At 71.4% G+C, this 25,230-nt stretch carries 20 protein-coding genes; 7 read left to right on the top strand and 13 right to left on the bottom strand.

The window, feature by feature from the left end; all coding sequences use genetic code 11:
• The gene (locus ABD093_RS02530; RefSeq protein WP_193117397.1) at nucleotides 1-1,299 is read left to right on the top strand and encodes a DUF58 domain-containing protein; all 1,299 of its coding nucleotides are present in this window, start codon (nucleotides 1-3) and stop codon (nucleotides 1,297-1,299) included.
• A gap of 360 nt (nucleotides 1,300-1,659) precedes the next feature.
• Here ABD093_RS02530 and ABD093_RS02525 read toward each other — a convergent pair whose 3' ends face one another.
• Nucleotides 1,660-2,331, bottom strand: coding sequence for a class I SAM-dependent methyltransferase (locus tag ABD093_RS02525; protein ID WP_343922217.1), 672 nt, complete (start codon nucleotides 2,329-2,331; stop codon nucleotides 1,660-1,662).
• A gap of 41 nt (nucleotides 2,332-2,372) precedes the next feature.
• Nucleotides 2,373-3,368, bottom strand: coding sequence for a stage II sporulation protein M (locus ABD093_RS02520; protein WP_193117399.1), 996 nt, complete (start codon nucleotides 3,366-3,368; stop codon nucleotides 2,373-2,375).
• A gap of 116 nt (nucleotides 3,369-3,484) precedes the next feature.
• On the opposite strand from ABD093_RS02520, the gene ABD093_RS02515 reads away from it, so the two are divergent.
• A complete protein-coding gene (locus tag ABD093_RS02515; RefSeq protein WP_193117400.1) occupies nucleotides 3,485-4,336 on the top strand; it encodes an RDD family protein in 852 nt (283 codons plus the stop codon).
• 201 nt (nucleotides 4,337-4,537) lie between these two features.
• On the opposite strand, the gene ABD093_RS02510 is transcribed toward ABD093_RS02515, so the two are convergent.
• Both ABD093_RS02510 and ABD093_RS02505 read right to left on the bottom strand, forming a co-directional pair.
• The gene (locus ABD093_RS02510; RefSeq protein ID WP_343922215.1) at nucleotides 4,538-6,244 is read right to left on the bottom strand and encodes a phosphomannomutase/phosphoglucomutase; all 1,707 of its coding nucleotides are present in this window, start codon (nucleotides 6,242-6,244) and stop codon (nucleotides 4,538-4,540) included.
• Nucleotides 6,237-6,563 carry a DUF3499 domain-containing protein gene (locus ABD093_RS02505; RefSeq protein ID WP_377802285.1) on the bottom strand — a complete coding sequence of 109 codons (327 nt, stop codon included), beginning with the start codon at nucleotides 6,561-6,563 and terminating at the stop codon, nucleotides 6,237-6,239. The genes ABD093_RS02510 and ABD093_RS02505 overlap by 8 nt, the downstream gene beginning before the upstream one ends.
• A gap of 133 nt (nucleotides 6,564-6,696) precedes the next feature.
• Here ABD093_RS02505 and ABD093_RS02500 point away from each other — a divergent pair, with 133 nt between their 5' ends.
• On the top strand, nucleotides 6,697-7,155 hold the full coding sequence (locus ABD093_RS02500; RefSeq protein WP_193117403.1) for a metallopeptidase family protein: 459 nt from the start codon (nucleotides 6,697-6,699) through the stop codon (nucleotides 7,153-7,155).
• 114 nt (nucleotides 7,156-7,269) lie between these two features.
• Here the strand turns inward: ABD093_RS02500 and ABD093_RS02495 are convergent, their stop codons facing one another.
• Genes ABD093_RS02495 through ABD093_RS02485 form a run of 3 tightly spaced genes read right to left on the bottom strand, consistent with a single transcriptional unit; the run spans nucleotide 7,270 to nucleotide 12,685 of the window.
• Nucleotides 7,270-8,916, bottom strand: a complete 1,647-nt coding sequence (locus tag ABD093_RS02495; RefSeq protein ID WP_226850024.1) for a DUF5719 family protein — start codon at nucleotides 8,914-8,916, stop codon at nucleotides 7,270-7,272.
• On the bottom strand, nucleotides 8,909-12,373 hold the full coding sequence (locus ABD093_RS02490; protein WP_343922212.1) for a hypothetical protein: 3,465 nt from the start codon (nucleotides 12,371-12,373) through the stop codon (nucleotides 8,909-8,911). The genes ABD093_RS02495 and ABD093_RS02490 overlap by 8 nt, the downstream gene beginning before the upstream one ends.
• Nucleotides 12,374-12,385: 12 nt before the next feature.
• Nucleotides 12,386-12,685 (bottom strand): WhiB family transcriptional regulator, encoded by a 300-nt coding sequence (locus ABD093_RS02485; protein WP_343922210.1) that lies wholly within the window; start codon nucleotides 12,683-12,685, stop codon nucleotides 12,386-12,388.
• A gap of 140 nt (nucleotides 12,686-12,825) precedes the next feature.
• Here ABD093_RS02485 and ABD093_RS02480 point away from each other — a divergent pair, with 140 nt between their 5' ends.
• Together ABD093_RS02480 and ABD093_RS02475 are read left to right on the top strand one after the other, a co-directional pair.
• Nucleotides 12,826-14,055, top strand: a complete 1,230-nt coding sequence (locus ABD093_RS02480; RefSeq protein WP_193117405.1) for a coenzyme F420-0:L-glutamate ligase — start codon at nucleotides 12,826-12,828, stop codon at nucleotides 14,053-14,055.
• Nucleotides 14,052-14,786 (top strand): TIGR03089 family protein, encoded by a 735-nt coding sequence (locus ABD093_RS02475; RefSeq protein WP_193117406.1) that lies wholly within the window; start codon nucleotides 14,052-14,054, stop codon nucleotides 14,784-14,786. The genes ABD093_RS02480 and ABD093_RS02475 overlap by 4 nt, the downstream gene beginning before the upstream one ends.
• A gap of 56 nt (nucleotides 14,787-14,842) precedes the next feature.
• Here ABD093_RS02475 and ABD093_RS02470 read toward each other — a convergent pair whose 3' ends face one another.
• The 6 genes from ABD093_RS02470 to ABD093_RS02445 form a co-directional block, all read right to left on the bottom strand.
• The gene (locus ABD093_RS02470) at nucleotides 14,843-15,613 is read right to left on the bottom strand and encodes an ABC transporter ATP-binding protein (RefSeq protein WP_193117407.1); all 771 of its coding nucleotides are present in this window, start codon (nucleotides 15,611-15,613) and stop codon (nucleotides 14,843-14,845) included.
• Between the two features lie 13 nt (nucleotides 15,614-15,626).
• Nucleotides 15,627-16,562: an ABC transporter permease gene (locus ABD093_RS02465; RefSeq protein ID WP_193117408.1), complete on the bottom strand. Its 936-nt coding sequence runs from the start codon at nucleotides 16,560-16,562 to the stop codon at nucleotides 15,627-15,629.
• Nucleotides 16,559-18,688 (bottom strand): glycosyltransferase, encoded by a 2,130-nt coding sequence (locus tag ABD093_RS02460; RefSeq protein WP_193117409.1) that lies wholly within the window; start codon nucleotides 18,686-18,688, stop codon nucleotides 16,559-16,561. Before ABD093_RS02460 ends, ABD093_RS02465 begins: the two co-directional genes overlap by 4 nt.
• 58 nt (nucleotides 18,689-18,746) lie before the next feature.
• A complete protein-coding gene (glf, locus tag ABD093_RS02455; RefSeq protein ID WP_193117410.1) occupies nucleotides 18,747-19,907 on the bottom strand; it encodes a UDP-galactopyranose mutase in 1,161 nt (386 codons plus the stop codon).
• Between the two features lie 118 nt (nucleotides 19,908-20,025).
• Entirely contained in the window at nucleotides 20,026-20,943 is a 918-nt protein-coding gene (locus ABD093_RS02450) for a glycosyltransferase (protein WP_343922205.1), read from the bottom strand.
• A complete protein-coding gene (locus ABD093_RS02445) occupies nucleotides 20,940-21,947 on the bottom strand; it encodes a glycosyltransferase (RefSeq protein ID WP_343922203.1) in 1,008 nt (335 codons plus the stop codon). The genes ABD093_RS02450 and ABD093_RS02445 overlap by 4 nt, the downstream gene beginning before the upstream one ends.
• 304 nt (nucleotides 21,948-22,251) lie before the next feature.
• Here ABD093_RS02445 and ABD093_RS02440 point away from each other — a divergent pair, with 304 nt between their 5' ends.
• Nucleotides 22,252-23,457, top strand: coding sequence for an LCP family protein (locus ABD093_RS02440; RefSeq protein WP_319021563.1), 1,206 nt, complete (start codon nucleotides 22,252-22,254; stop codon nucleotides 23,455-23,457).
• A 187-nt stretch (nucleotides 23,458-23,644) separates the two neighbouring features.
• Nucleotides 23,645-25,219, top strand: coding sequence for an ankyrin repeat domain-containing protein (locus tag ABD093_RS02435; RefSeq protein WP_193117412.1), 1,575 nt, complete (start codon nucleotides 23,645-23,647; stop codon nucleotides 25,217-25,219).
• The last annotated feature ends 11 nt before the right edge of the window (nucleotides 25,220-25,230 follow it).

The following is a 25,230-nucleotide window of genomic DNA, read 5'->3' as shown; positions in this document are numbered from 1 at the left end:
ATGAGGATCTCCCTGACCCCGCGCGCGGCCCTCGCCGCGCTGATCCCCCTGCCCGTGGTCGTGCTGTGGCCGAGCTGGTGGATGCTGCTGACCCTGTTCGTGCTGTGGGCGCTGGTGATCCTCGCCGACGCCTTCGCGGCCCCCGCCCCGACCGCGATCCGGGTGCGCCGCGAGGCACCGATCCAGGTGCGGCTCGGCAACGAGGTCACCGGTCGGCTGCTGCTGACCAACACCACCGCCCGCGCCGCGCACCTCGAGGTGCGCGACGCCTGGAACCCCACCGCGGGCCTCGCCGCACAGCGGACGACGATCCGGGTCCCGGCTCACGAGCGTCGGGCGATCTCCCAGCACTTCACCCCCACGCGACGCGGCGAGCACAGCTCCCGCGCGCTCCTGGTCGCCTCCTGCGGCCCGTTGGGGCTGGCCCGGCGCACGACCAGGGCCGACGCCCCCGGCCGCCTGCTCGCCCTGCACCCCTTCGGTGCACGACGCCATCTCCCCTCGCGGGTGCAGCGGCTGCGGGAGATCGAGGGCCTGGCGGCGATCCACCAGCGCGGCCAGGGCACCGAGTTCGACTCGCTGCGTGACTTCGTGGACGGCGACGACGTGCGCTCGATCGACTGGCGTGCCACCGCCCGCCGCCGCAGCGTCGTGGTGCGCACCTGGCGGCCTGAGCGGGATCGGCACGTGCTGATCGTCGTGGACACCTCACGCACCTCGGCGAGCCGCCTCGGCGACGCGACCCGCCTGGACTCCGCCTTCGACGCCGCGCTGCTGCTGACAGCGCTCGCGGGGCAGGCCGGGGACCGCGTGGATCTGCTGTGCATCGACCGCATCCCGCACGTCTCCGTGCTCGGCTCGACTCGGACGAAAGTGCTCCACGACATGGTCACCGCGACCGCCGCGGTGCACCCTGCGCTCGTGGAGACCGACTGGGATCGCGCAGCGGGGGTCATCGCCGACCGTGCCCGGCGCGGCTCCCTCGTGGTGCTCGTGACCCCGGTGGATGCGTCGGTCGTGCATACGGGATTGCTGCCGGTCGCCGCACGCCTGGCCAAGGACCGTCCGCTCGTGGTCGCCTCGGTCGCGGATCCTGCCCTCGAGGAGCTCGCCGCAGATCGCAGCGACGTCGAGGACGTCTACCGTGCGGCCGCCGCTGAGAAGGCGCGCGCCGAGCGGGCCGGGGTCTCCCGGACCCTCGAGCGGGTGGGCGCCCACGTCGTCGATGCCCCGCCCGACAGCGCCCCGCAGGCTCTCGCAGATGCCTACCTCGCCCTGAAGGCCGCCGGCAGGCTCTGAGCTCTCCGCCGGCCCTCCTCCCCGCACCCGCACCCGCACCCGCACCCGCACCCGCACCCGCACCCGCACCCAAGACCCTGCCTCACTCCGCGCGTGCCCCCACGTCGCGCGTGCCCCCTACGTCGCGCGTCCCCCCTCCGCGACGCCATGACGTGGAAGGTGCCATCCCCACGGCACCTTTCTGCCCATCGTCGAGCACACCCCCAAGTACGACGTGGAAAGTACCAGCTAGATGGAACCTTTTTGCCCATCGTGCCGAGGCACCTCGCGCGTGACGCGTGGAGTGCCGTTCGACAGTGCTCCTCGGGTCACCGGTTCGCGGTCGCATCACCGTGCGGGGAGCTCAGCCGCGCGAGGACCTCAGCCGCGCGAGGACCTGAGGCGCGCGAGGACCTGAAAGGTGTGCCAGTGCTTCGGGCCCTGGAACGAAGCTCCGTCACGCTCCCGCTCCTGCAGGGAGAGCACGTCGAAGCCCGCGAGCAGGGTCTCCACCTCGGCGCGGGCCATGAACGTGCCGTCGGTGCCGGCCCAGTCGTCGCGGTCCCCGAAGAGATCCACAGCGAGGACTCCGCCCGCTCGCAGTGCCTCCCGCATCGCCTGCCACAGTCCGTGGAAGTGCTCCCGCGGGACGAAGGGCAGAGTGGCACAGGACAGGATCAGATCCGTCGCCGGGAGTGCGGTGATCGAGGCCAGATCCAGCGTCTCGTGCTGCACGGGGAGCTCCGCAGCCAGCTCGGCGATCGCCGGCGCCACGCTGGGGTCGACGTCATAGGCGTGCACCGAGTACCCGCTCTCCGCGAGATGCCGGGTCTCGATGCCTCGGCCGCACCCGAGGTCGATGGCCACCCGCCTCGTTCCCTCCGCATCCGTTGAACCGGCCGTGTCCGTCGACCGTCCCGTGATCATCGGACCCGCCGCATCGCCCGCAGGCCGGGCCGCGTCGACCGCGGCGCGCGCCAGAGGGCGGACGTCCCTGCCCTCCTGCGCAGCGTTGTACGGGGCGAAGTCCCGGTCGGCGCTGCTGCTCTGCATCCCGGAAGAATACGGGGCGGACCGCGAGGGCGAGGCGCTGCTCAACCGGCGGTGGCGACGCGATCGCCCACGAGGTCGTCGGAGAGGTCGCCGGTGATCCCGAGGCGATGCACCTGGCGCCCGCGCACGAGGAAGAAGACCATGAACGCCGCCCAGGCGAGGGCGCCGAGGCCGACCCGCACCGCCGGAGGAAGCCCGCTCGGAGTCACGAAGGCCTCGAGGAAGCCCGAGATCAGGAGCACGGGCACGAGCCCGATCGCCACCGTGATCAGGGAACGGGCCGCCCGGGACAGGGCCCACAGCCGAGGGAGCGGACCGGGCCGCACCCAGGCCCAGAAGGTGCGCAGCCCGGCACCGGCGCCGACCAGCACGGCGGTGATCTCCAGCAGACCATGGGGCAGCAGGTAGACGAAGAAGGTGTCCAGCCCGTCGTACGCGCCCATGACACCTCCGGAGAGCCCGACGTTCAACCCGTTCTGCACGAGCATGATCAGCGGCCAGATCCCGGTGACGCCGAAGACGACTGCCTGCACCGTGATCCACGCGTTGTTCGTCCAGACCTGAGCGGCGAAGCCCGTGGCCTCGCCCTCGAAGTAGTACGAGACGAAGTCGCGCTGCGCGAGGGAGCGCTGGGCCGCCTCGGGGAGCACCAGGCCGCGGGCCACCGGATCCGTCCCGAAGTACACCCCCGTGACGATGGCCGAGACCAGGAAGATCGCGGCCGAGAGCGCCACCGCCCAGCGCGCCTCGTACAGGGCGGCGGGAAGGTCCTCCCACAGGAAGGTGCGCGCGTTCTTCCACAGCGGGATCCGTGCCCCGGTGATCCGCAGGCGCGCCCGATGCACGAGCAGGGAGAGCCGTGCCGTGAGCGCCGGGTCCGGGTTGGTGGAGCGCACGGTCGACAGGTGCGTGGACGTCTGCTGATAGAGAGCCAGCAGCTCGTCGATGCCCTGCGCATCGAGAGTGCGCGAACGGGTCAGTTCCGCGAGCCGCTCCCACTGGGGGCGGTGCACGGCGATGAATGCGTCGGTGTCCACGATCCCAGCGTAGGGTCCCGACCGTCCTCGCACCGCCGACGAAAGTCGGAGCCCTCGGCGCCGGAAGCCGACGCTCGGCGCTGACCGAGGGCACCGCAGGCTGACAGGATGGGGGCATGGCAACGATGGGCTCCGCTGCGCCGGTCACGGCGCGCACCGACCGTGACGCGCTGATCACCGGGGATGCTGTCCTCCTGGATCTGCGTCCGGCCTCCTTCGCGGCCCGCATGCTCTCCGCCGCGATCGACGGCGCGCTGCAGCTGGGCATCCTCATCGTCTGCACCGTCGCGGTGGCATGGACGGCGGCGCGCGCGGATCTCGACGAGGGGTTGATCGCCGCCGCGATCGTGGCCGTGTCCGTGGCCGCCTACGTCGGATACCCCGTGCTCTGCGAGATGCTGCTGCAGGGTCGTTCGGTGGGGCGAATCGCGATGGGCACGCGGGTGGTGCGGGACGACGGCGGTCCCGTCCACGGGCGCCAGAGCCTGCTCCGTGCCGTGATGGCGATGCTGGAGATCTGGTCCACCGCCGGATCCATCGCGCTGACCTGCGCGGTGATCGATCGCAAGTCTCGGCGACTGGGCGATCTGCTGGCCGGGACCCTCGTGATCCAGGAGCGCATGGCGGCACTCGAGCCGAGGCGCACCGAGGTGCCCGCGCGCCTGCAGGAGTGGGTGGCCGCCGCCGACGTGGGCCGGCTCCCGCTCACCCTCATGCAGGACATCCGCTCGTTCCTGCCGCGGGCTGACCGGATCAATCCGGAGTCGCGCCGTCAGCTCTCCCGGGATCTGCTGCGTCGTACGCTGCCCCACGTCGCGCCAGCTCCGCCGCCCGGAACGGTGCCCGAGGAGTTTCTGGCCGCGGTGATCGCGGAGCGGTCGCGCCGTGACGAGGAGCGGCTGCGTCGAGCGCAGGGGCGCCAGGAGGAGCTCGCCGCGGAGGTACGCGCAGTCCGCTTCTCCGCCTGAGGCGCTCTCCAGCAGAGCATTCCCGGTCGCTCTCCGGCAGAGCGTTCCCGGTCGCTCTCCGGCAGAGCATTCCCTCACCGCAGGCGCACGTGCGTCACCCGCAGCAGAGACTGTGGCCCTCAGCGGGAGCGGGGATTGGAGCTGGGCCCGGACCTGCGCCGGAGCCGGGGACTCTCCGTCTCCGGGTGTCCGTGCGTCGTCTCAGGCTGTCGGCACGTCGTGGCGCCCGGCGATCAGCACCGGGATCCCGCCCTCGACCGGGTGCCGACGGGCGCAGTCCGTGCACTGAAGAGCCGCCTCGACGTCCCGCAGCTCTCCGCCGCAGTCGGGACAGCGCAGGCGCGAGCGCACCCAGCTGGGAACATCGGCACCGCTGGCTCCGGCAGGAAGCTCGACGGCTTCTGCGCCCGGCCCCGCCTGGTCGGCGTCGTCCTCGTCCCGTGCGATGGCGAGGATCTCGTCCCGGATGCGGGCCATGGTGGTCCTCTCTCCTGCTTCGACGTTCAGCCGCAGCAGCGGCTCGGTGTTCGAGGAGCGCAGCGAGAACCACCAGCGGTCCTCGGGGTCGAGATCCTCGTCCCAGTGCACGACGGTCAGCCCGTCCAGCTCGTCGATCTGCGCGGCTCTCAGCGACGTCGACTGCTCGCGGACCCGGTCCAGAGCCGCCCCGGAGTCACGCACCAGGGAGTTGATCTCCCCGCTGGAGGGATACGGATCATGCTCCGCGACCAGCGCGGAGAGCGGCCCGTCGGTCTCGGCGAGAGCTGCCAGCATATGGAGCGCCGCGAGCATCCCGGAGTCCGCGGAGAAGAAGTCCCGGAAATAGTAGTGCGCAGAGTGCTCGCCGCCGAAGACGGCGTCGTGCTCGGCCATGATCGCCTTGATCAGCGAGTGGCCCACGGGAGCGCGCACCACGTCTCCCCCGGCCTCGAGCACCGTCTCGGTGACGTGGCGGGAGGAGACCAGGTTCGCGACCACCGCTGGCCGCTCCTCGCCGGCGGCACGAGCCCGGGCGACCTCGCGGCGCGCGATGAGCGCGGTCACCGCCGAGGGCGGGACCGGGGTGCCGGTCTCGTCGACCACCACGCAGCGGTCGGCGTCGCCGTCGAAGGCGAGCCCGAGATCGGCCCCCTCCCGGACGACTGCCGCCTGCAGATCGCGAAGCGTCTCGCGGTCCAGCGGGTCGGCACGATGGTTCGGGAAGGTGCCGTCGAGGTCGAAGTGGAGCGGGATCACCATCAGCTGCTCCAGGGCACCGAGCACGGCGGGGGCAGTCAGTCCGGCCATGGCGTTAGCCGCGTCCACGACGACCCGGAGAGGCCGACGGGTGGGGACGCCGACCAGTTCATGGAGGGTCCGGACATAATCCGGGAGGGTGTCCAGCGGCTCCGAGCGGCCGTCCCCGCGCTCCGGGATCTCGCCGGCCGCGAGGTAGGCCTCGGCACCGCGACGGATCTCCTCCAGACCGGTGTCCCGGCTGATCGGTCGCGCGCCCGGCAGGCACAGCTTCAGGCCGTTGTCCGGGGCCGGATTGTGGGAGGCGGTGATCATCACCCCGGCCGCGCGATGCAGCCCGGAGGCGCAGTACAGCTGGTCGGTCGAGGAGAGTCCGGCATCGGCGACGATCGCCCCGCGGCGCACCGCGCCCTCGATGACCGCACGAGAGAGCTCCGGGGAGCTGACGCGCATGTCATGGGCGACGATCAGCTCCTGGGACTCCAGGAAGTCCGCGAAGGCGGCTCCGAGGGCACGGGCGACGTCGACGCTCAGCTGGGTCCCGGCCGTGCCACGTACGTCGTAGGCCTTGACGATCGAGGCGAGGGACACGGAGGAGGCGGGAGAAGCATGGGAGTCCTGATCGACCGCAGCCGGGGCGGTGCCGTCGGAGGACGGCGCGGGATCAGTCATTCGTGCTCCTGAGGACATGGAGGTGGCGGCCGGGCTCGGTGCCCTCGGGCCGACGGCTCGGTTCGCGGGACGAGGGCGGGCCCGGGCTGTGCCCGGTCGGCTCCGCCGGGGGCCGATGGGGGCGCACGGCATCGGCCAGAGCGACCAGATCGTCGCTGACCTCCTCGCTCCCGGCAACCCGCAGCAGCTCCCAGCCCCGTGGCGCGGTCATACCGCTCGCATGGTCGCGGCAGAGGTCATAGGCATGGGGCTCGCTGACCCGCGAGAGGGGGCCCAGCACAGCGGTGGAATCCGCATAGACGAAGGTCAACGAACTCACGGCCGGTCGCGAGCAGGCGGTTCTGGAGCATTCACGAGCTGGCACGTCCAGCAGTGTACGCAGTCCCGCTGTCGGCCGGTCGACGGCGCGCCCTGACCGGCGAGGACGTGGCGCAGAACGCTACTGTGGGGGCATGGATGTCGAGCCGTCGTCTCTCCCCGGCGCACCCGGACCCCGCTCGGGACCCCGACGCCGTGATCGTCGCGGACGCGGCCGCCGCTGGGATCTGATCCCTCCGCATCTTCCGGGATATCGCACGCGTCGGGAACAGTTCGACGACACCGTCGCCGATGCCGGCGCCGCCCTCGCCGAGCGCTTCCCGCGCCGTCTCGCCCACCTGCAGGTGCTGGTCGAGGAGGTCCCGCCCTCGGATCCTGCGCCCTGGGAGGACGTGACGGTGCTGCTGGGCCGGGTCCTGCCGCCCTCCCGGGACCATCCGGCACGGGTGATCGTCTACCGTCGGCCGATCCAGACCCGGTGCGAGGGCGAGCAGGACACCGAGGAGCTGGTGCGCCAGGTGCTGGCCGAGCAGATCGGCTCCTTGCTGGGCATCGACCCGGAGGACGTCGACCCGGAGGCGTGGACCGCCTGACGAGGCCCGTCGGACCGTGCTCCACGACTCTCGGATCAGTGGGTTCGGTCCTGGAAAGTGGGACCTGCGACGTCATTCCGACAACGTCGGTCCATCAACATCAGTCCAGCTGTGTCAGTCCTGCACCCTGATCGTGAAGGGATCGCTGGTCTGCTGCGCCGTGGTGACCGGGAGCGAGGAGAGCAGGAGGCCGCCGGCGCCGTCGCTCTCCCGCTGCATCCATCCGGCGCGCACCGCGCCCGGCACGTCCGGGACCACGGAGAGCGCGCTCGGGCTGGCGCCGTCGATCGTCAGGGAGTCGGCCGCGACCGTGACCGATGCCCCCTCGGCGATATCCACCTCGACCGGCTTCCCCGCGCTGCCATCGGCGGCGAGGGGCACGATCGCCGCTCCGCTCGCCTCCGAGGCCGTCAGAGTCAGGCTTCCGGCGCCACCCTCGGCGGGCAGGGCCAGGACCCCGGCGCTGACGAGGGCGGGCGCGGGAGCGACGACCGTGAAGTCGACGGGTGCTCCGAGGGTGTCTCCGGGAAGGTCCGCCCCGGTGGCCGAGCTGCGGGTCACGGCATGCACCGGCTCCGGGGACCGCACGGAGACCGAATAGGTGCCGTCCTGGAGCCCGTCCAGCGGGAGCGAGACCACCGCGCCGGCGGCGATCTCGACGTCCTCGAGCGAGGCCGCATCGAGGACCCCGTCAGGTCCGGAGACCTCGACCGACGCCGTGGTGTCCGTCCCCTGCGGGTTGGCCAGCACCAGCTGGGGCGCGGTCCCGGCGACGTCGACCCCGGGCATGGTCTGCTCGACGGCCGCTCCGGACAGGGGCGTGAGGATCTCGGCGCCGCCCGGGGTGAGCCCGTCGCGCTCCGTGGTCTGGACGTGCATGGACAGCGGTGCACCGAGCACCGATGCCCGCACGCCCACGGCGTCATGACCGCCGGCGACGGACTCGAGCAGAACCTGCTCCTCGGCACCCGGGGCGACGACGATCTGGCTGCGGCCCTCCATCGCGGCCGGTCCGTCCTCGGTCCAGACCTGGACCGAGGCGGTGGCGGGGCGCTCGGTCGGGTTGCGCAGCACGAGCGTGGAGCTGTCCCCGGTGGCCGTGGAGATCCCCAGGAAGGTGGCGTCCGTCATCGGGGCGCCGCAGCGCGTCAGCGCGAGCGACCGGTAGTCGCCGCTGGTCGTGGCGGTGGACTGCACCGAGTCCGTGACCGCCCTGCCGCCCTCGGAGGTCGCCGCCCGGACCACGGAGGACCCGTCGACCTCGGGGACGATCTGGGTTCCGACGCCGAGGTCCGCCGAGGCGGTGTCCGTGCTCAGGGCAGAGCCGTCGGCGGTCTCGGTGGCGAGCGACGGGGCGCGCACCTTCCCGTTCTCGTCCTGCAGGGTCTCGGAGCCGCTGACCCGCCCGAAGAGCACCGAGGAGTCCTGCTCGAGGGCGACGCTGGACAGGCCCACCGTGGAGCTGGGCGGGGTGACCGAGAGGTCCTGATCCGCCGTCTCGACGAGCAGCTGATCAGGGACGTCGAGCGGGCCCGGGCACCACTGCGCGCTCGCCCCGGGCTGCGACTGGCTCTCCATGCGGGTGACCTGCGGGGGCTCGGGGGTCGGCGAGGTGACGATGATACCGATCGCAGCCGCGAGCGGGAGCAGGGAGGCCAGAGCCAGCACCGGGCGCACCGGTCCATGGCGCTCGCGGCGGGACAGCCGCGGGGGCTCCTGCTCCTGGGCATCGCGGGGATGCTGGGGATCGTGGTCAGCCATACATCTCCTCCGCGTCCCGGGTGCGCAGGCGCCAGGGGATCGAGATCACGATGGTCAGAGCGAGGACCGCGTACAGCAGGATCTGCCAGACCAGCCGGGCAGGCTGCTCACGGTGGATGTCGATCTCGCCATCGGCTCCGGACGGGATGGCGAAGCCCTGGGCCCAGTCGCCGACCACGACGGGTTCGAGCTCGGTCCCGTCCAGGGTCGCCCGCCACTGGCTGTCAGCGCGCTCGGACAGCACCACGGTGCGCTCGCTGCTGTCCGCGGGGATCCGTCCGGTGGCGTCGATGACGCCGCTGGACAGCGCCACCGGGTCCGCGCCGCCGACGACCACGGCGCGGGGCGCGGTACCGAGCACACGCCACATGCCGCCCCGGGAGCCTTCGGTGACCTTCTCCAAGGTCGTGGAGGCATCGAGCGCGCCGACGAGATCCAGCTGCTCGGCCGGGTCGCCCTCGACCACGACATAGGCGATCGCGAGGGATGCCGCCGCCTGCTCCGGGTCATCGGGCCCGGCGCCCTCCGTCCCGGTGGACAGCATCGTGGCGACCGACGCACGCAACGCACCCTGAGCGGGGTCGTCGTCGACCATCTCGCCGGAGCGGACCGTGTCCACGGCGCGCGCATCGGTGATCGTGGCGTGCTGGATGACGGTGTCCCCGCCGTGGACGACGAGCCTCGCCTCGATCGTCCCGTCGTCCTGCTGGTCGAGCACGAGCACCCTCGCCCTCGCCTCGGTCCGGCCCTGATCCGCTGCGGCAGCAGGGACCGCACCACCTTCGACGCGGTCCAGACGGAGCTGGCCGGGGAGCGCCAGGGTCCAGCCGGCGACGGTCACGACGCAGACCGCGGCGACGAGGGCACCGATGACGGTCGTGCCGGTCCGGCGCAGGCCGCCGTCCTCCTCCTCGCGTCGGGCCAGGGCGTCGAAGCTCGCGGCGGCACCGACCGAGAGGATCAGCAGGATCGCGCTCTGCAGGGCGTTCCAGGGCGCGGGCACCAGCTGGTCCCCGGCGACGGCGACGGCGACGGAACGGGTCAGGAACAAGGTCATGAGGCCGACGGCGGCCAGAAGGATGCTGAACCGTCCCGCCCGGCCGGCGTTCCCGGCGAGCAGCGGGGAGATGACCGCGGCGATCACCACGGGTGCCACCGGGATCATCGGCGCCAGCAGAGCACCGGTCGTGCCCACCAGTGGGACGAGCAGCTCCTGCAGCCCGGGGGCGACCGGCCACAGGGAGAGCAAGTCGAGCGTGTCGGCGCTGACCGCCCGGGGCTGGACCCCGCTGACAGCCAGCAGCGTCTCGGGGTGGCCGAGGTAGACGGGCAGGTAGGGGACGTGCAGCGCGAGCGAGGGCAGCAGGACCCACAGCAGGCGCAGGCGCCGACCGGGCACGACGACCGCGAGGAGGGCCAGGCCCAGCGCTGCCAGCAGCACCAGCACCGGGCTCACGGCGCCGATGACCAGGAGCAGGAGCCCGCCAGCCGCTGCTGCGGACACGCTGGCCTGGGAGACCTTGTGGGGAAGGCCGATCGCACGGCCGATGCACAGGGCGAGCAGCGGCAGCAGGGCGTGGACCACGAGCAGCGGCCACGCGCCGATCGCGAGGGCGGAGATCAGCGGCGGTGCCAGCGCCCAGAGAGTCGCGAGGGTCAGGCGGGCGCCGACGGCGCGGGTGATCGCTCCGGCCGCCCACCAGGCGGCGAGCGCGCTGGCAGGGATGGCGGCGAAGACGACGACCTCGACGAGGGAGCTTCCGCCGAATGGGAGGTGCCCCAGCAGGCGCGTCAGCGGATCCGCCGGGCCGCGCTCCCCGAGTCCGCCGGGGATCCAGCTGGACCAGGCGGAGGCCCAGGTCGCCGCCCAGCTCTCGGGCAGAGCGCGCAGACCGGGGCCGGTCAGCTCGCCGCGGCCGAAGAGACCTCGCAGCGCGAACAGCCCCAGGACTGTCGAGGCCAGCGCCACGACGACCGTCCAGAGCACATGGCGGCCGTAGTCGGCATCCTCCACGCCGTGGTGGGTGCCGGCGATGCCCCAGGTCGTACGGCGGACGCGACGTCGGTGGTCGTCGTCGGCGAACAGCCGGGTCCAGGTGTCCTCGAGCCAGCGCCGCATGCTGTCGCCGCGCGGCAGGTACAGCGGGGCGAGACGGCCGCTCGGCACCCGCGCCCGGCGCCGTGCGGCCCGGCTTCGGGAGAGCACACGGCCCACTCGCGGCATCGCGGCGGCCCATGCACGCAGCTCCATGGCGGCACGCCGCGGCTGCGAGGCCGCCACGGAACCGACCATGCGCAGCAGCGTCGTCAGGGGCAGCAGGCAGAGCATCACCAGCGCCATGACCAGGGACCGGTGCTTCAGCAGCACGAGGATCTGCCCGGTGCGCTGCTCCTGCAGCCGCTCCAGGAGCGGGCGGGTGGGATGGGGCGACACCACGCGTGCCGCCGACTGGACGGCGACCCGCTCCCCCGATCGCCAGATCCTCCGGCACAGGTCGATCTCCGCCCAGGGCTCGGGAAGGTCGGGATCCAGCCCGCCCACATCGCGCAGGGTCTGCTCACGGATCAGCATGCCGGGCAGGGCGACCGCGAGGACGTCCTCGCGCCAGTCGGCCTGACCCTGGTCGATCTCCCCGGGATCGACCCCGGTGATGATGCGTCCGCCGTGCGTCAGGGTGAGACCGACGTCGACCAGAGCATCCGCGTTCTCCGCCGTCAGCAGGGCTGCGTCGCCGCCCTCGTCGCCAGAGAGATCGGGCTCGTCGCCGGAATGCTCAGCGCCCGCTGGCGCGGGGTCAGGAGCGGGACGTGTCCTCGGACGAACGCGCTTGGCACCGACCACACCGGTGTTCGGGGAGGTCGCCACCATCTCGAGCTCGCGCTCCAGGGCATTGCGCCCGGGGGTCCCGGCGTCGGTGACGAACCACAGCCAGCTCTCCTCCGCGGCGCCGGCCGTGCGACCGATGCGGCGACCGGAGCGCTGACGCTCCGTGCGCAGCCGTTCGGGGACCAGGGCCAGGTCCTCGGCCTGCTGAGTACGACGTCGCTCCTCCGCCGCCGTGTCGATGGCTCGCGCACGCCGTCCCAGCGGGGCCTGCTTCGCGGAGGATCCGGTGCCGGACGGGGCCGGATCGGTCGAGTCATGCCCGGACGGGAGGTCCGCAACGAGATCGCCCTCGACGAATCCGCCGCCGCGCTCGAGGAGATCCAGCGCCTCGTGCACCGCTCCGGCGCGTCCGACCGTGGAGGACATGGTGCGGACGTCGTCGACCAGTCCGTCGCCGAGGAGCTGATCGAGCCTGGCGAGGGAGCCGTCGGAAAGCTCCGCCCCGGCGACCACCACGAGGCGGTCGGCCGGTCGGGATTGTGAGAGGACTGCGTCGAACGTCGCGATCCGGGAGCGTTCAGGGGTCGACCCGCTCAGCAGGACGACAGCAGTGACATGACGTTCGCTCACCGGGAGATGATGTCAGACCACCCGGCGCTTGAGCTTGCGGCGCTCGCGCTCCGACAGCCCGCCCCAGATTCCGAAACGCTCATCATTCTCGAGTGCGTACTCGAGACATTCAGCCCGAACATCGCACGAGACGCAGACCTTCTTCGCCTCGCGGGTCGAGCCGCCCTTCTCCGGGAAGAACGCTTCCGGATCGGTCTGCGCACACAGCGCGCGTTCCTGCCATGACATCTCGGCATCGTCGGAGTCCTGCCCGGCGAAGTCGAGCAGGGACAGCTCTGCACGCGCGTCGTCGTTGACTGTTTCCTCGTCCATAGCCACCTCTCCTTCCACTGCTGAGTGGCCACCGAAGGCCCGTTACCACCTAAAATACACGCATGTAGTTATGGCCCGTCAAGCGGGCCCGGCGCGTCGCGCCTGCTGAACGCCCCGAATCACAGACCCGGGAGGATCACGTGACCACGTCACCGCATCGACAGGCCTCCGCGGCGGCGGGCGAACAGTCGACCGTACAGCCGGCGACCTGGACGCCGTCCCGGCCGGTTCCCGGTCAGGTGAACATCCTCCCCGTGCTGGGGATCGGCGAGATCCGCGCCGGGGACGACCTCGCCGGCGTGCTGCTCCCCGCGCTGCAGGCGATGGATGTCCAGGACGGCGACGTGCTGTGCGTCTCGACCAAGATCGTCTCCAAGGCGCTGGGGCTCCGCGTCGATCCCGAGCACCGAGATACCGCCGTGGACTCGGCCGCCGTGCGCACCGTCGCGCGGCGACGGCATACCCGCGTCGTCACCTCGGTGGTGCAGATCGCCTCGGGGCCCGTGATGGCGGCCGCCGGGGTGGACTCCTCCAACGCCCCCGACGGCCCGCTGCTGCTTCCCGAGGATCCCGACGCCTGCGCGCGTGACCTGCACCGATCCCTGTCCGATGTGCTCGGGATCCGGATCGGGGTGCTCCTGACGGACACCTCCTCGAGGATCTGGCGGGTGGGCGTGGGGGACATCGCCCTGGGAGCCGCCGGGGTCACCTCCCTGCAGGACCTGCGCGGCGGGGCGGACGCGGACGGACGGGCCTTGACCGTCACCGTGCGCAACCTCGCCGATGAGCTCGCCGCAGCGGCCGACCTCGTCAAGGGCAAAGCGAGCGGGGTGCCCGCCGCTCTCGTGCGCGGCGTGCACGCTGCGACGGACGGCGCAGTGCCCGCCCGGGAGCTCTCCCGCACCGGCGAGGACGACTGGTTCCGCCGTCCGAGCCTGGAATCCGTCTGGGTGGCGCTCGGCCTGGAACCGCATCAGGAGCCGATCGCCAGAATGTCCCCCGAGCCCGTGGCCGAACGGATAGACCGTGCCCTCGCGGTCGCCGCGATCCCTCGGCACGGCGACCCGGGCCACCGTGCCGTCGCGCGCCTCGTGCCCGCCCCAGGCACCGCCTCCTCCGGTCCCGACCGATCGGACGGTCCGGGTGGTCCGGACGGGCTGGAGGATCTGGAGGGGCTGGGTGGTCCGGCCCTCTCCACCGACGCACGCATCGAGGTCGTCCCGGCCGGCCCCGATCCCGAGAACTGGATCGCGGCCGGCTCCCTCGCCGAGAGGATCCGCGTCGCTCTGGGCGCGGAGTCCCTCGGCGCCGCTCTGCCGACCCTGGCGATCGACATCGTCCGCCCCGAGATCCCGGAGGATCACCGATGAGCACCGACCTGAACACCCAGCTGCTGTCGACTCTCGAGCGGAGCGGACCGAATCCGGCCCTCGCCTGGTACGGGGAGGCTGCCCGCATCGAGCTGTCCGGGCATGTGCTCGCCAACTGGGTGATCAAGACGATCGGGCACCTCCATGACGAGCTCGCCCTCGAGCCCGGGGACACGGTGGTGCTCGATCTCCCCGCCCACTGGAAGCGTCTGGTGCTGGCGATCGCGGCCTGGTCGCTCGGCGCCGAGGTCACGGTGCTCGATGGACGTGGCGCCGCGGTGTCGGCGGAGGCTGACCTCTCGGCGGAGCAACCCGCAGGAGCACCGGCAGCTGTCCCGCAGGAGCCCCGCGTGGTGGCCACCGATCGTCCGGAGTCACCGCTGGCCCAGTCCGCGGACGAGCTCCTCGTGCTCGAGCCCGTCTCCCTGACGCCCCGCTACAGCGGGCATCTGCCGGCGCTGGCCCACGACTGGGTGAGCGAGGTGCGTGCCCATCCGGATCAGCTCGGCGTGATCCTGCCTGCCTGGAGCGGCCCGGCTCCCGAGCAGTCGACCTCCGAGCAGTCGGAGCCCGCCGCAGGGACGCCGCCGCGCCTGCTGGTCCCGGAGGACGGCTGCGGCTCGATGCCCGCCGTGCTGCGCGTTCTGCTCGCCGGGGGCGGGATCGTCAGCCCCTCGGCGATGGTGACCGAGCGTCAGGCGAGCGACGAGGCGGTCACGGGGACCGCCTGAGCGCAGACGCGATGGGACGGGACGGGACGGCCTGAGCGCTGACGCGACCCGGAGGATCAGCTGGCGCGCAGGGTCGCGACGGCCTCGGTCGGGTCCCCGTCGTAGATGACCGTGCCCTTGCGCAGCACCACGATCCGGGTGCACAGCTTCTCGAGCATCTCGAGCTCGTGGGAGACCACCACCATGGTGCGGCCCGCGGCCTGCAGCTCCCTGATCCGCTCGAGGCACTTGCGCTGGAAGGGCTCGTCACCCACCGAGAGGATCTCGTCGACCAAGAAGATGTCCGGCTCCGTGTGCACCGCGACGGAGAACGCGAGGCGCAGGAACATGCCCGAGCTGTAGTACTTCACGTCCGTGTCGATGAACTCCTCGATCTCGCTGAACGCGACGATCTCGTCGAACCTCGCATCGATCTGCTCCCGGCTCATCCCGAGGATCGCCCCGTTGAGGTAGACGTTCTCACGACCCGAGAGATCCGGATGGAAGCCGGCGCCCACCTCGATCAGACCGGCCACTCGTCCGCGCAGGATCACGCGGCCGTGATCGGGGAAGAGCACCCCGGAGATGGTCTTGAGCAGCGTGGACTTGCCGGACCCGTTGAAGCCGATCAGGCCCACGGTCTCGCCGGCGTGCACGGTCAGATCCACATCGTCCAGGGCCAGGAAGGTGTCGGAGAGCTTCTTCTTCTGCAGCGCGGAGAACACCAGCTCCTTGAACGAATGGTCATGACGCAGGGAGAACTCTTTGGTCACGTGCTGGATGCGCACCATCTCGCGGTCCGTGGGGACGGCCGCGGATTCGGGGACATCCTGGATGTTCGGACTCATCGCTCCGCTCCCCTCACAGTTCCTGGGCGAAGCGCCGCTTGGAGCGCTCGAACACGACGGTGCCGATGACGAAGGTGGCCACGGCGATGAGCAGACCGGCCCACCACAGACCGAACGGCTCCCCCGGTGTGGCGAGGGTCGGATCCATGGGCAGCTTGTCCACCACCGGACCGGAGTACCGCCAGAAGGCGACGTGGAAGAGCTCCACCACGATCGTCAGCGGGTTCAGCTGATAGAGCCACCACCAGATCGTGCCGCCGATCGACTCCTCCACCATGGAGATGCGGTAGAGCACCGGCGAGAGCCAGGTCGCGACCATGACGATGAGGTCCACGAAGTTCTCGACATCGCGGAACGCGGCGTTCAGCGCGGCGGCGAGCATGCCCAGCCCCATCGTGAACACCAGCAGGATCACCATGCCCAGCCCGAAGGCGACCATCGAGGTCGGGGATGGCAGCCATCCCGACAGCAGCGCCCCCACCACGAGCACCAGCAGCTGCGGCAGGAAATGCACGAGCGCCACGATCATGCTCGACCAGGGAAAGAGCTGGCTGGGCAGATAGATCTTCGCCACCAGCGCGCCGTTGCCCGTGATGGACCTCGTGGCATTGCCGAACACCTCGCCGAAGAGGTTGATCACGACGATGCCGCTGAAGAGGTAGACGGCGTAGCCGGGGGTCCCCTTGGACAGCTGCAGGAACACCCCGAGCGCGATGTAGAAGACGATGAACTGCACCGCGGGCTTCACATAGCTCCACAGCATGCCGAGCATGCTGCCGCGGTAGCGCACACGCAGCTCCTTGCGCACCAGCAGGCGCAGCAGGAACCGTTCCCGGATCGGGTTCAGCCAGCCCGCGTCCTGCCCAGGTGCCCGCCATCCCTGCGCCTGCTCGGCGCGGGTGGGGACCAGGGGCAGAGACGCCCGGGGCTCGACGGCCTCCGCGGTCACGCCGGAGCGCTTCCCGTCGAGGAGGCGGCCTCGGGGCCGTGGTCCTGGGCGGCACGATCCTGTTCGCGCACCGGCGCAGGGTTCGCGGCGAAGGTCTTCTCCCACTCCGCGAAGGAGGTGATGTGCTGGGCGGCCTGCTGGTAGGAGCGCTGCAGCTCGGGCCAGCGTCGGTGCAGATCCAGGTGCGTTCGCACGGCCGCGCCGAGCATCGCCCTCACCCGGCGCGGATCGCGCTTGTACCAGGAGACCTGGGTCCCCTCCGCGTTCGAGACCAGGGCGCTGTCGTAGGCGGACAGCCGCCACCACTTCGCATCGAGGTGAGCGATCGCGGCCTGCGGGTGCTCCTCCGAGCGCGAGGTCGGCGTCTTCACCAGCTGCTTGGCCAGGACCTTCCCCGTCCACGCCGGCAGCTTCAGGGGCGTCGGCTCGGTGAACGGCTTCCCCTTGCGCGGAGGCTTGTCCAGATGGACCGACGGGAAGTGGTCCTGGTCCTTCTTCGAGGTCGCATCGTCGAACTGCGCGGCCATCGCCCGGATCTCGGGGAGCTTGGTGCCGATGGACGGATGCAGCGCCTCGGGGCCGTCGAGAACGTCGCGCTGCGCAAGCAGACGCCCGGCCTCGGTGAAGTACTGCATGGAGATCAGGTGCTTGATGTCCAGGAACTGCGACTCCTTGATCACTCGCCCGCCCCGCGCGTACGGCGAGTGCAGCAGCGCCGTGATGATCCGGTTGCGCTCGTGGAAGTAGGCCTGCCAGCCCACCAGATCGTCCTTGTCGACCCAGCTCATGTGCCAGACCCCGGCACCGGGCAGGGAGACCGTGGGATAGCCGGCCTTCTTCGCGCGCAGGCCGTATTCGGCGTCGTCCCACTTGATGAACACCGGCAGGCTGAGACCGACCGCCCGCACCGTCTCGGTGGGGATCAGGCAGCTCCACCAGCCGTTGTAGTCGACGTCGGCCCGGCGGTGCAGCCAGGGCGTGGACCGCAGCGGCTCCTGGGCGAAGTCATGCCCCATGGAGGCGCCCGGGTTCGCCAGCGACGGCTGGATCCTCCAGGGATCGACGACCTCGCCGAAGGTGTGCAGCACGCTGCGGTTGTTGAGATCGAACATGTGCGCGCCGACGATGGTCGGCTTCGTGGCGAAGTCCGCGAAGGTCGCCATCCGGATCAGGGACTCCGACTCCAGCACGATGTCGTCATCGCAGTTGACCACGTAGGTCGAGGTGCCGGTGGTGGCCGCCTCGTACATGCCGCGGGAGAACCCGCCGGACCCGCCGATGTTGCCCTGCTCGATGATCTGCAGCTGCTCGCCGAGGAGCTCCTGCAGCGGTGCCAGCTGCTCGGGGTGGTCGCGCAGCCGATCCGACCCCTGGTCGACGACGTACATCACGTCCAGCAGCTCGCGCAGTGCCGGGTCCTCCGCGACGGTCCGGATGTTGTCGAGGCAGTACGGGACCTTGTTCATCGTCGTCATCCCGATGGAGAAGGTGCCCTCGGTGCGGGCGAGGTCGGCGTCCGCCGTCCACTCCGCGCCGAGGATCGTGAGGTCCTGACCGCCGGCGAAGGCATCGAACCAGTACCAGCCGCCGTCGCCGAAGGCCGTCAGCGGCAGATCGAAGACCTGCTCCGAGCGGCCCGCCGTCACCGTGCGCGACTCCTGGCGCTGGAGGGTGCCGCGAGCGGTGGACCGCATGATGATGAGGTGGCCCCGGCCTGCGGTGCGGATGGTGAGCCGCACTGAGCGGACGGGGGTCCAGCGTCGCCAGTAGCTGGCCGGGAAGGCGTTGAAGTACGTGCCGAAGGACCGCATCGAGCGTGCCGGGATCCGCACCGAGTGCCGATCGCTGAGCTCGCTGACGTCCACCGGGGCCTGCACCGCGCCGCGCGCCGCGGCGCCGGCATCCGCGGTGGCCTCGTTCGCCGGGGCCTCGCCCAGGCCGAAGGCACCTCCGGTGGCACCCGAGCGGGCATCCTCCGCCTCGATGTACAGCGGAACGATGTCCGGGGAGGCCTCGTAGGGGAGGATCAGCCGTTGCAGCAGCCGCTGCGGGGCGCGCTCGGGGGTCGAGTCCTCAGCGGTGGAGTCCTGTGCGGACGGAGTCAGGGTGGGGGCGTTGGCGTTCATGATGCTCCTCGTCGGCGATCGTCACGGGCCCCACGATCCTGACCGTGGGGCTCATAGGTCACGCGCGCAGCAGGTCGGGCAGCTTGTTGTCGGCCATGGACAGGGCCGCGCCGATGGCCATGTGCATGTCCAGGTACTGGTAGGTGCCCAGGCGCCCGCCGAACAGCGTGCGGGGCTCGGCGTCGGCGAGCTCGCGGTAGGCCAGCAGCCGCTCGCGGTCGCTGCCGGAGTTGATCGGGTAGTACGGCTCGTCACCGGTCTCCGCGAAGCGCGAGTACTCGCGCTGGATCACGGTGCGGTCCGAGGGGTAGTGGTCACGCTCAGGATGGAAGTGGCGCGGCTCGATGATCCGCGTGTAGGGAACCTCGGCGTCCGCGTAGTTCATCACCGAGGTGCCCTGGAAGTCGCCCACATCGAGGTGCTCGGTCTCCAGGTCGATGGTGCGCCAGCCCAGCTCGCCGAGCTCGAAGTCGAAGTAGCGGTCCACGGGCCCGGTGTAGACGACCGGGATGTTCCCGCGGGTGGCGTCCTTGTTCAGCGGCTGCGAGGTGTCGAAGTAGTCGGTGTCCAGCTGCACCTCGATGTTCGGATGATCTGCCATCCGCTCGAGCCACGCGGTGTAGCCCTGGGTGGGGAGCCCCTCGTGGGTGTCGTTGAAGTACCGGTTGTTGTACGTGTAGCGCACCGGGAGCCGCGAGATGATCGAGGCGGGCAGGTCCTTGGGGTCGGTCTGCCACTGCTTCCCGGTGTAGTTCTTGATGAATGCCTCGTACAGCGGGCGACCGATGAGGGAGACGCCCTTCTCGTCGAGGTTCTCGGGGTCCGTGCCCGCGAGCTCACCGGCCTGCTCGGCGATCAGCGCCCGCGCCTCGTCGGGCGTGTAGGCGGCTCCGAAGAACTGGTTGACCGTGCCGAGGTTGATCGGCAGCGGGTACACGACGCCCTTGTGGGTGGTGTGCACCGTGTGCTGGTAGCCGGTGAAGGTGGTGAACCGGTTGACGTACTCCCAGACCTTCTCGTTCGAGGTGTGGAAGAGGTGCGCACCGTACTTGTGGACCTCGATCCCGGTCTGCTCGTCGGTCTCGGAGTAGGCGTTGCCGCCGACGTGCGGGCGCCTGTCGATGATCGTCACCTTGGCGCCGTGCTCGACGGCGGCCCGCTCGGCGATGGTCAGGCCATACAGGCCGGAACCCACGATCAGGAGGTCAGGAGTCGACACAGGAGGTCCTTTCGAAGCAGGCGGCGGTCCGCTGGGGACCCGTTCACAGTAGCGGAGCGTCCCTGCCGCTCTCCTGCGGTCCGACGAGTCCTCGCAGGACCCGCCGTGGACGTCACATTCAGGCCGAACTCTCGATGAACTTTCGGTAACCGATTCGTCGCAGCTGCCCGGGGATGAAGCGGTAGACGCCACGCAGCACCAGGTTCCGCAGGAACTGGAAGGGCGTCGTGACAAGGTCGAGGACGAAGCGACGCTGCAGGAACAGATCGCTCGAATACAGGCGCCATCCACCGCGCCGGGCGAACAGATCCTCGTCGACGCGGTAGTCGACGACGACCTCGTCGATATTGCCCATGCGGGCGCCGCCGAGCATCATCCTCTCCCACAGCCAGTAGTCCTCCAGCAGCGGGAGCACCCGGTACCCGCCCACGGCGAGCGCGACAGACCGCCGCATCACCACGGTGGGGTGGTGGAAGGGACTGTGGTGCGGGAGATACTCTACGATCTGGTCGTGCTCCAGCGGGCGGGAGCGCAGCGGGCCCTCGCCCGGAGCGATCCGATCGTTGAACTCGCGCATCGAGCCGCCCAGCAGGTCCAGGGGGGCGAGCGCCGCTGATGCACGGGCAGCGGCGGGCGATTTCTCCGCGCCCGCGCCGCCCTGCATGCGCGGGATCTGCAGCGCGAAGCGCTCCGGGCGGCAGATGTCGTCGGCGTCGGCCCGAGCCACCAGCTCGTGGGGCGAGGCCTCGAGCCCGTCCTGCAGCGCCGCGGCCACGCCGCGATGCGCGTCATGTCGAAGCACCTCGGCCGGGCCGAACTCGCCGTCGAGAACGCGGGCGACGAGATCCTCCAGACCTGCGGGAAGGGGCCCGTCGACCGTGAGGAGGAGGAGATCGGGGCGCAGCTGCTGAGCGAGGGTCGCCGAGGTGATGGCGAGCTCGACCCGCTCCGGGACGTCCCGCCCCCACAACGGCATGAGCACCACGAACGGCGGCGTGCCCCGGTCCGATGCCGGGGCGCCGCGCGGGGCGGTCACCGGCCGGCCGCCCGTTCGATGGCCCGCACGTCGGCCGCGACCTCGGCGTCCATCTGCAGCACCTGCACCGACGGGCGAGGCCCGCGGCGCAGCGCATCCATCAGCCCGCGCACTCCGACGCCCAGCAGGTCGCCACGGTGCCGCAGCAGCTGACCGGCCCAGCCGAGCAGCGTGCGACCGCCATGGAGCACCTTCTCGCCCGGGCTGAAGGAGGTGGTGCGCACCAGCGCCCACAGGCGATTGCGCACGTCGTAGTAGAAGCGCGATCCCGGGTTGGTCTGGGCGTTGCTGAACAGGACGGTGCGGTGCTCCACGACCGAGGAGGGGACCTGCAGACCACGGCCGTGTCGGAGCAACCGCCCCGTGTGCTCGAAGTCGTCGGACCAGATGAAGTAGTCGGCATAGGGCAGCCCCAGCCGGCGCACGTCCTGTCCGTTGAGGAGGGCCGAGACATAGCTCGCAGTGCGGATCGGCCGCCCCCCGGCGCGGGCGGCATCCGCCTTCTCCTGCGCGTTCGCGTCCAGGCGGGTGCGCTGGGTGTTCATGGGATGGTCGCGACCATCGGTCCACACCGCGCGCGAGCTGAGGACGCTCAGCCGCACGGGCGAGGCCTCCAGAGCGTGCAGCAGTGCGGCGAGGGCACCGGGGCGCGGGACGGTGTCGTCGTCCATCACCCACACCCAGTCCGCGTCGTGCCGCACGAGGGCGCGCGCGATCCCGGCGGCGAAGCCCCCCGCCCCGCCCACGTTGCGGCGGAGATGGACGACGTCCGCCCCGATCCGGTGCTCGTCGGCCACGGTGCCACTCGCGTCGCTGGAGGCGTTGTCGATGACCACGACGGCATCCGGGCGCCGCTCCTGGGAGTCGAGCGCGTCGAGGCACTCGCCGAGCAGCTGAGCACGGTTGTAGGTGACTACCACGGCGACTATCCGGGCGGTCGTCGCGTCGGGGTGCGCGGTCCCTGGGTGCGGCGTCGGGCCGACTGCGGGTGCGGAATGGGTCACAGCGCCTCCTGCGGGTGGTCGTGGCCGCGGAACGGCACGTCACCCAGTGTACGGAGGCCGCAGAATATCGAGGACCTCTGGGGATGACGACGCTGTGAAGGTTCCTAGGAGGTTCTGCTCATGCTGGACATTCCGACCGTGCCGAGCCCCGCCGTCGCCCCGCGGACCGCTACCCTGGCGAACGCCGTGCACATCGGGGACGGCTTCGGACGGCCCCGGAACAGCACACCACGTGCACCCCGCACCCTCGAGACCCTCGAGACCCTCGAGACCTCAGAACATCCCGGCCGGGAAGGAGACAGCTGTGAGCGATCACCAGCCCCCGCGCTCCTCGCGACCAGGAGGGCCGCGACGCCCCGCCGGGCACAGGGCCCGCGCCGGAGGCAGCGCCCGTCCGGTCCCGCGATCACCCCGTCAGGGACCCACCGCTGGTTCCACGCCCACCCGGGCGCTCCCGGTGTCCGAGGAGCCCGATGCCGGGATCCGCAGCGGATCGTCCACGCGGGCTGAGGCCGGGCACGACCCGGTCGCTCCCCCGCCCCCAGGGCCCGCACGCAGCACCCGTCGCCGATCCCGGTTCCCGCGGCCCCTGCGGCTCGGGGCGACGCTCATGGTGCTGGTGCTCGTCGTCGTGGTGGGCTGGGTTGCCGGGCTGGTGCTGTGGGCTGACAGCCGCATCGAGCACGTCGACGCCCTCTCCGGGATCGAGAACACCGAGGGGACCACCTACCTGATCGCGGGCTCCGACCGGCGCGGCGGCGACGCCGTGGACGACGACGGGACCGAGGGCGCCCGGACCGACACGATCATGCTCCTGCACAAGGCGCGCAACGGGAACAGCTACCTGATCTCCCTCCCCCGCGACACCCTCGTGGACATCCCCGGCCGCGGCGGCTACAAGCTCAACGCCGCCTATGCCTTCGGCGGTGCACCGCTCCTGGTCGAGACCGTCGAGGAGTTCACCGGCCTGACCATCGACCACTACGTGGAGATCGGCTTCGACGGCGTCTCGGGCATGGTCGACGCCGTGGACCATGTGAACCTGTGCATCGATCGGGACGTGGACGACAAGAAGTCCGGCCTGTCCATGACCGAGGGCTGCCACGACGTGGGCGGCGAACAGGCTCTGGCCTTCGTCCGAGCCCGCTACTTCGACCCCACCGCGGACATCGGGCGGCAGCAGCGCCAGCAGCAGTTCGTCAGCGCGCTCATGGACCGCGTCACCTCCCCGGCCGTCCTGCTGAACCCGTTCAGCCAGGTCAAGCTCGCCGGGGCCGGCTCGGACTCGCTCGTCACGAGCGAGGGCACCGGCATCTTCACGGTGGGCCGGATGGCTCTGACCGCCCGCAGCGCCATGAGCGCGGGAACGCTGACGATGCCCGTGGAGAATCCGGAGTTCCAGACCCAGAACTCCGGGGTCGCGATCCTCACCGACGACGCGGACATCGCCACCTTCTTCGACTCGGTCGAGGACGGCTCGGCCGAGGCCACCGCCGCGGACGGTGCCTGACCCGCTCCTGACCGTGTTCGTGAACCCGTGGGACATCGGCCGTCCCGCCGCCTAGGATGGATGGTGGCGAGCCGGTGGCGCCTCCCGCCCACGGGAAGGGCACAGCCCGCACCGGACACGAGCACGAGGACGTCCGTCTCCCCTCCTGCCCGACCCAGTGGGCACCGGGCCCGGAGCGGAGGCCGCCATGTCCCAGCTGAACCTGCCCGACCATCCCGATCTCTCCCACCTGCGCCGTCAGGCGAAGTCCCTGCGCGACCGCGTGCGACGCGGCGACCAGCAGGCGATCGACCAGGTGAGCGACCACCATCCCGAAGCGCGGGCCCTCGTGCCCCTGCTGGGCGCGGAGGGCACCTCCCCGCCGTTCGCGCTGGCCGATGCACAGCTGACCCTCTCCCGGGCGTACGGCTTCCCCTCCTGGCCCGCACTGCGGCGACACGTCGACGAGGTGCACCGTCTGACCCGTCGGCCCCATCTCGCCCCGCTCGGCACCGGGGCGGACCGGCTGCTCCGGCTCGCCTGCCTGGACTACGGTTCGACGACCCGTGGCAGCTCAGCGGAGGCGGCCGTGCTCCTCGCCGCCGATCCCTCCCTCTCCCGCGCGAGCCTGGCCACGGCCGCCGCGACCGGGGATCTGCTCGCGGCTCGCGAGATCCTCGAGGCGGATCCCTCCGCCGTGCACCGCGAGGACGGGCCATTCGGCTGGACGCCGCTGCTGTACCTGACCTATTCCCGGCTCGGCGGCGCACCGGGGCCGCTCACCGAGCGTCAGATCGATCACCTGGGCGTGGCCCGCCTCCTCCTCGCAGCCGGTGCCGATCCGAACGCGGGTTTCCTCTGGGACGGCCTGACCTCTCCGTTCACGGCCCTGACCGGGGCTTTCGGTGGCGGTGAGCAGGGGGCTCCCCCGCACCCCCAGGAGCTGGAGCTGGCTCGGCTGCTCCTCGAGGCAGGAGCATCGGCGAACGACAGCCAGACGATCTACAACCGCGGCGCGGGCGATGCCCATGCCCGGGACGACACCGAATACCTCGAACTGCTGCTGCAGGCCGGGCTGGGACGCGGTGACGGCGGGCCCTGGCACCGGCTGCTCGCTCCCCGGCATCCAGCTCCCCGCCAGCTCCTCGCCGAGGCGCTCCAGCACGCCGCCCATGCGGGGCTCCCCCGCCGGGTCCGACTGCTCCTGGACCACGGCGCGGATCCCGACCTGCGCAGCACCCATCCTGTGTACTTCGGCCGCAGCCCCTACGAGGAGGCGGTGCTCCAGGGGAACCCTGGGGTCTCCGACCTGCTCGAGAGGGCCGGCGCCGCGACGTCCTCCGTCGGCGACCCGGAGCGAGTGGTCGGGGAGCTCCTGGCCCCGGCAGGGTCCGACGGAACCAGCACACGATCGGACGGAGGACCAGCCGGAGGATCAGCAGGAAGGTCAGCAGGCTCTGGGGCCGACGCCGCGCTGCTGGACGTGGTGCGGCAACGTCACCCCGACCTCGTCGCACGCGCCGCGGCCGCCGGCCGGGCCGACGCGATCGAGCGCTGCCTCGGTCACGGCTTCGGGATCGACGCCCGAACCCCGGCCGGGCTCACGGCCCTGCACGAGGCCGCGGTGCGGGGAGACACCGGAATCGTCACGCTGCTGCTCTCCCGGGGTGCCGATCCGGAGCTGCGTGATCCCCAGCACGGGGCGACGCCGGGGGGATGGGCCGCGCACGGCGGGCACGACGAGCTCGCGGCGCTCCTGCACTCCGCCGCCGAGGACGGCTGAGAACCGCTGGG

Source organism: Brachybacterium tyrofermentans (genome assembly GCF_039526165.1).
Classification (GTDB): domain Bacteria; phylum Actinomycetota; class Actinomycetes; order Actinomycetales; family Dermabacteraceae; genus Brachybacterium; species Brachybacterium tyrofermentans.
Note: the sequence above shows the minus strand (reverse complement) of the source record. Positions and strands in the feature narration are given on the sequence as shown.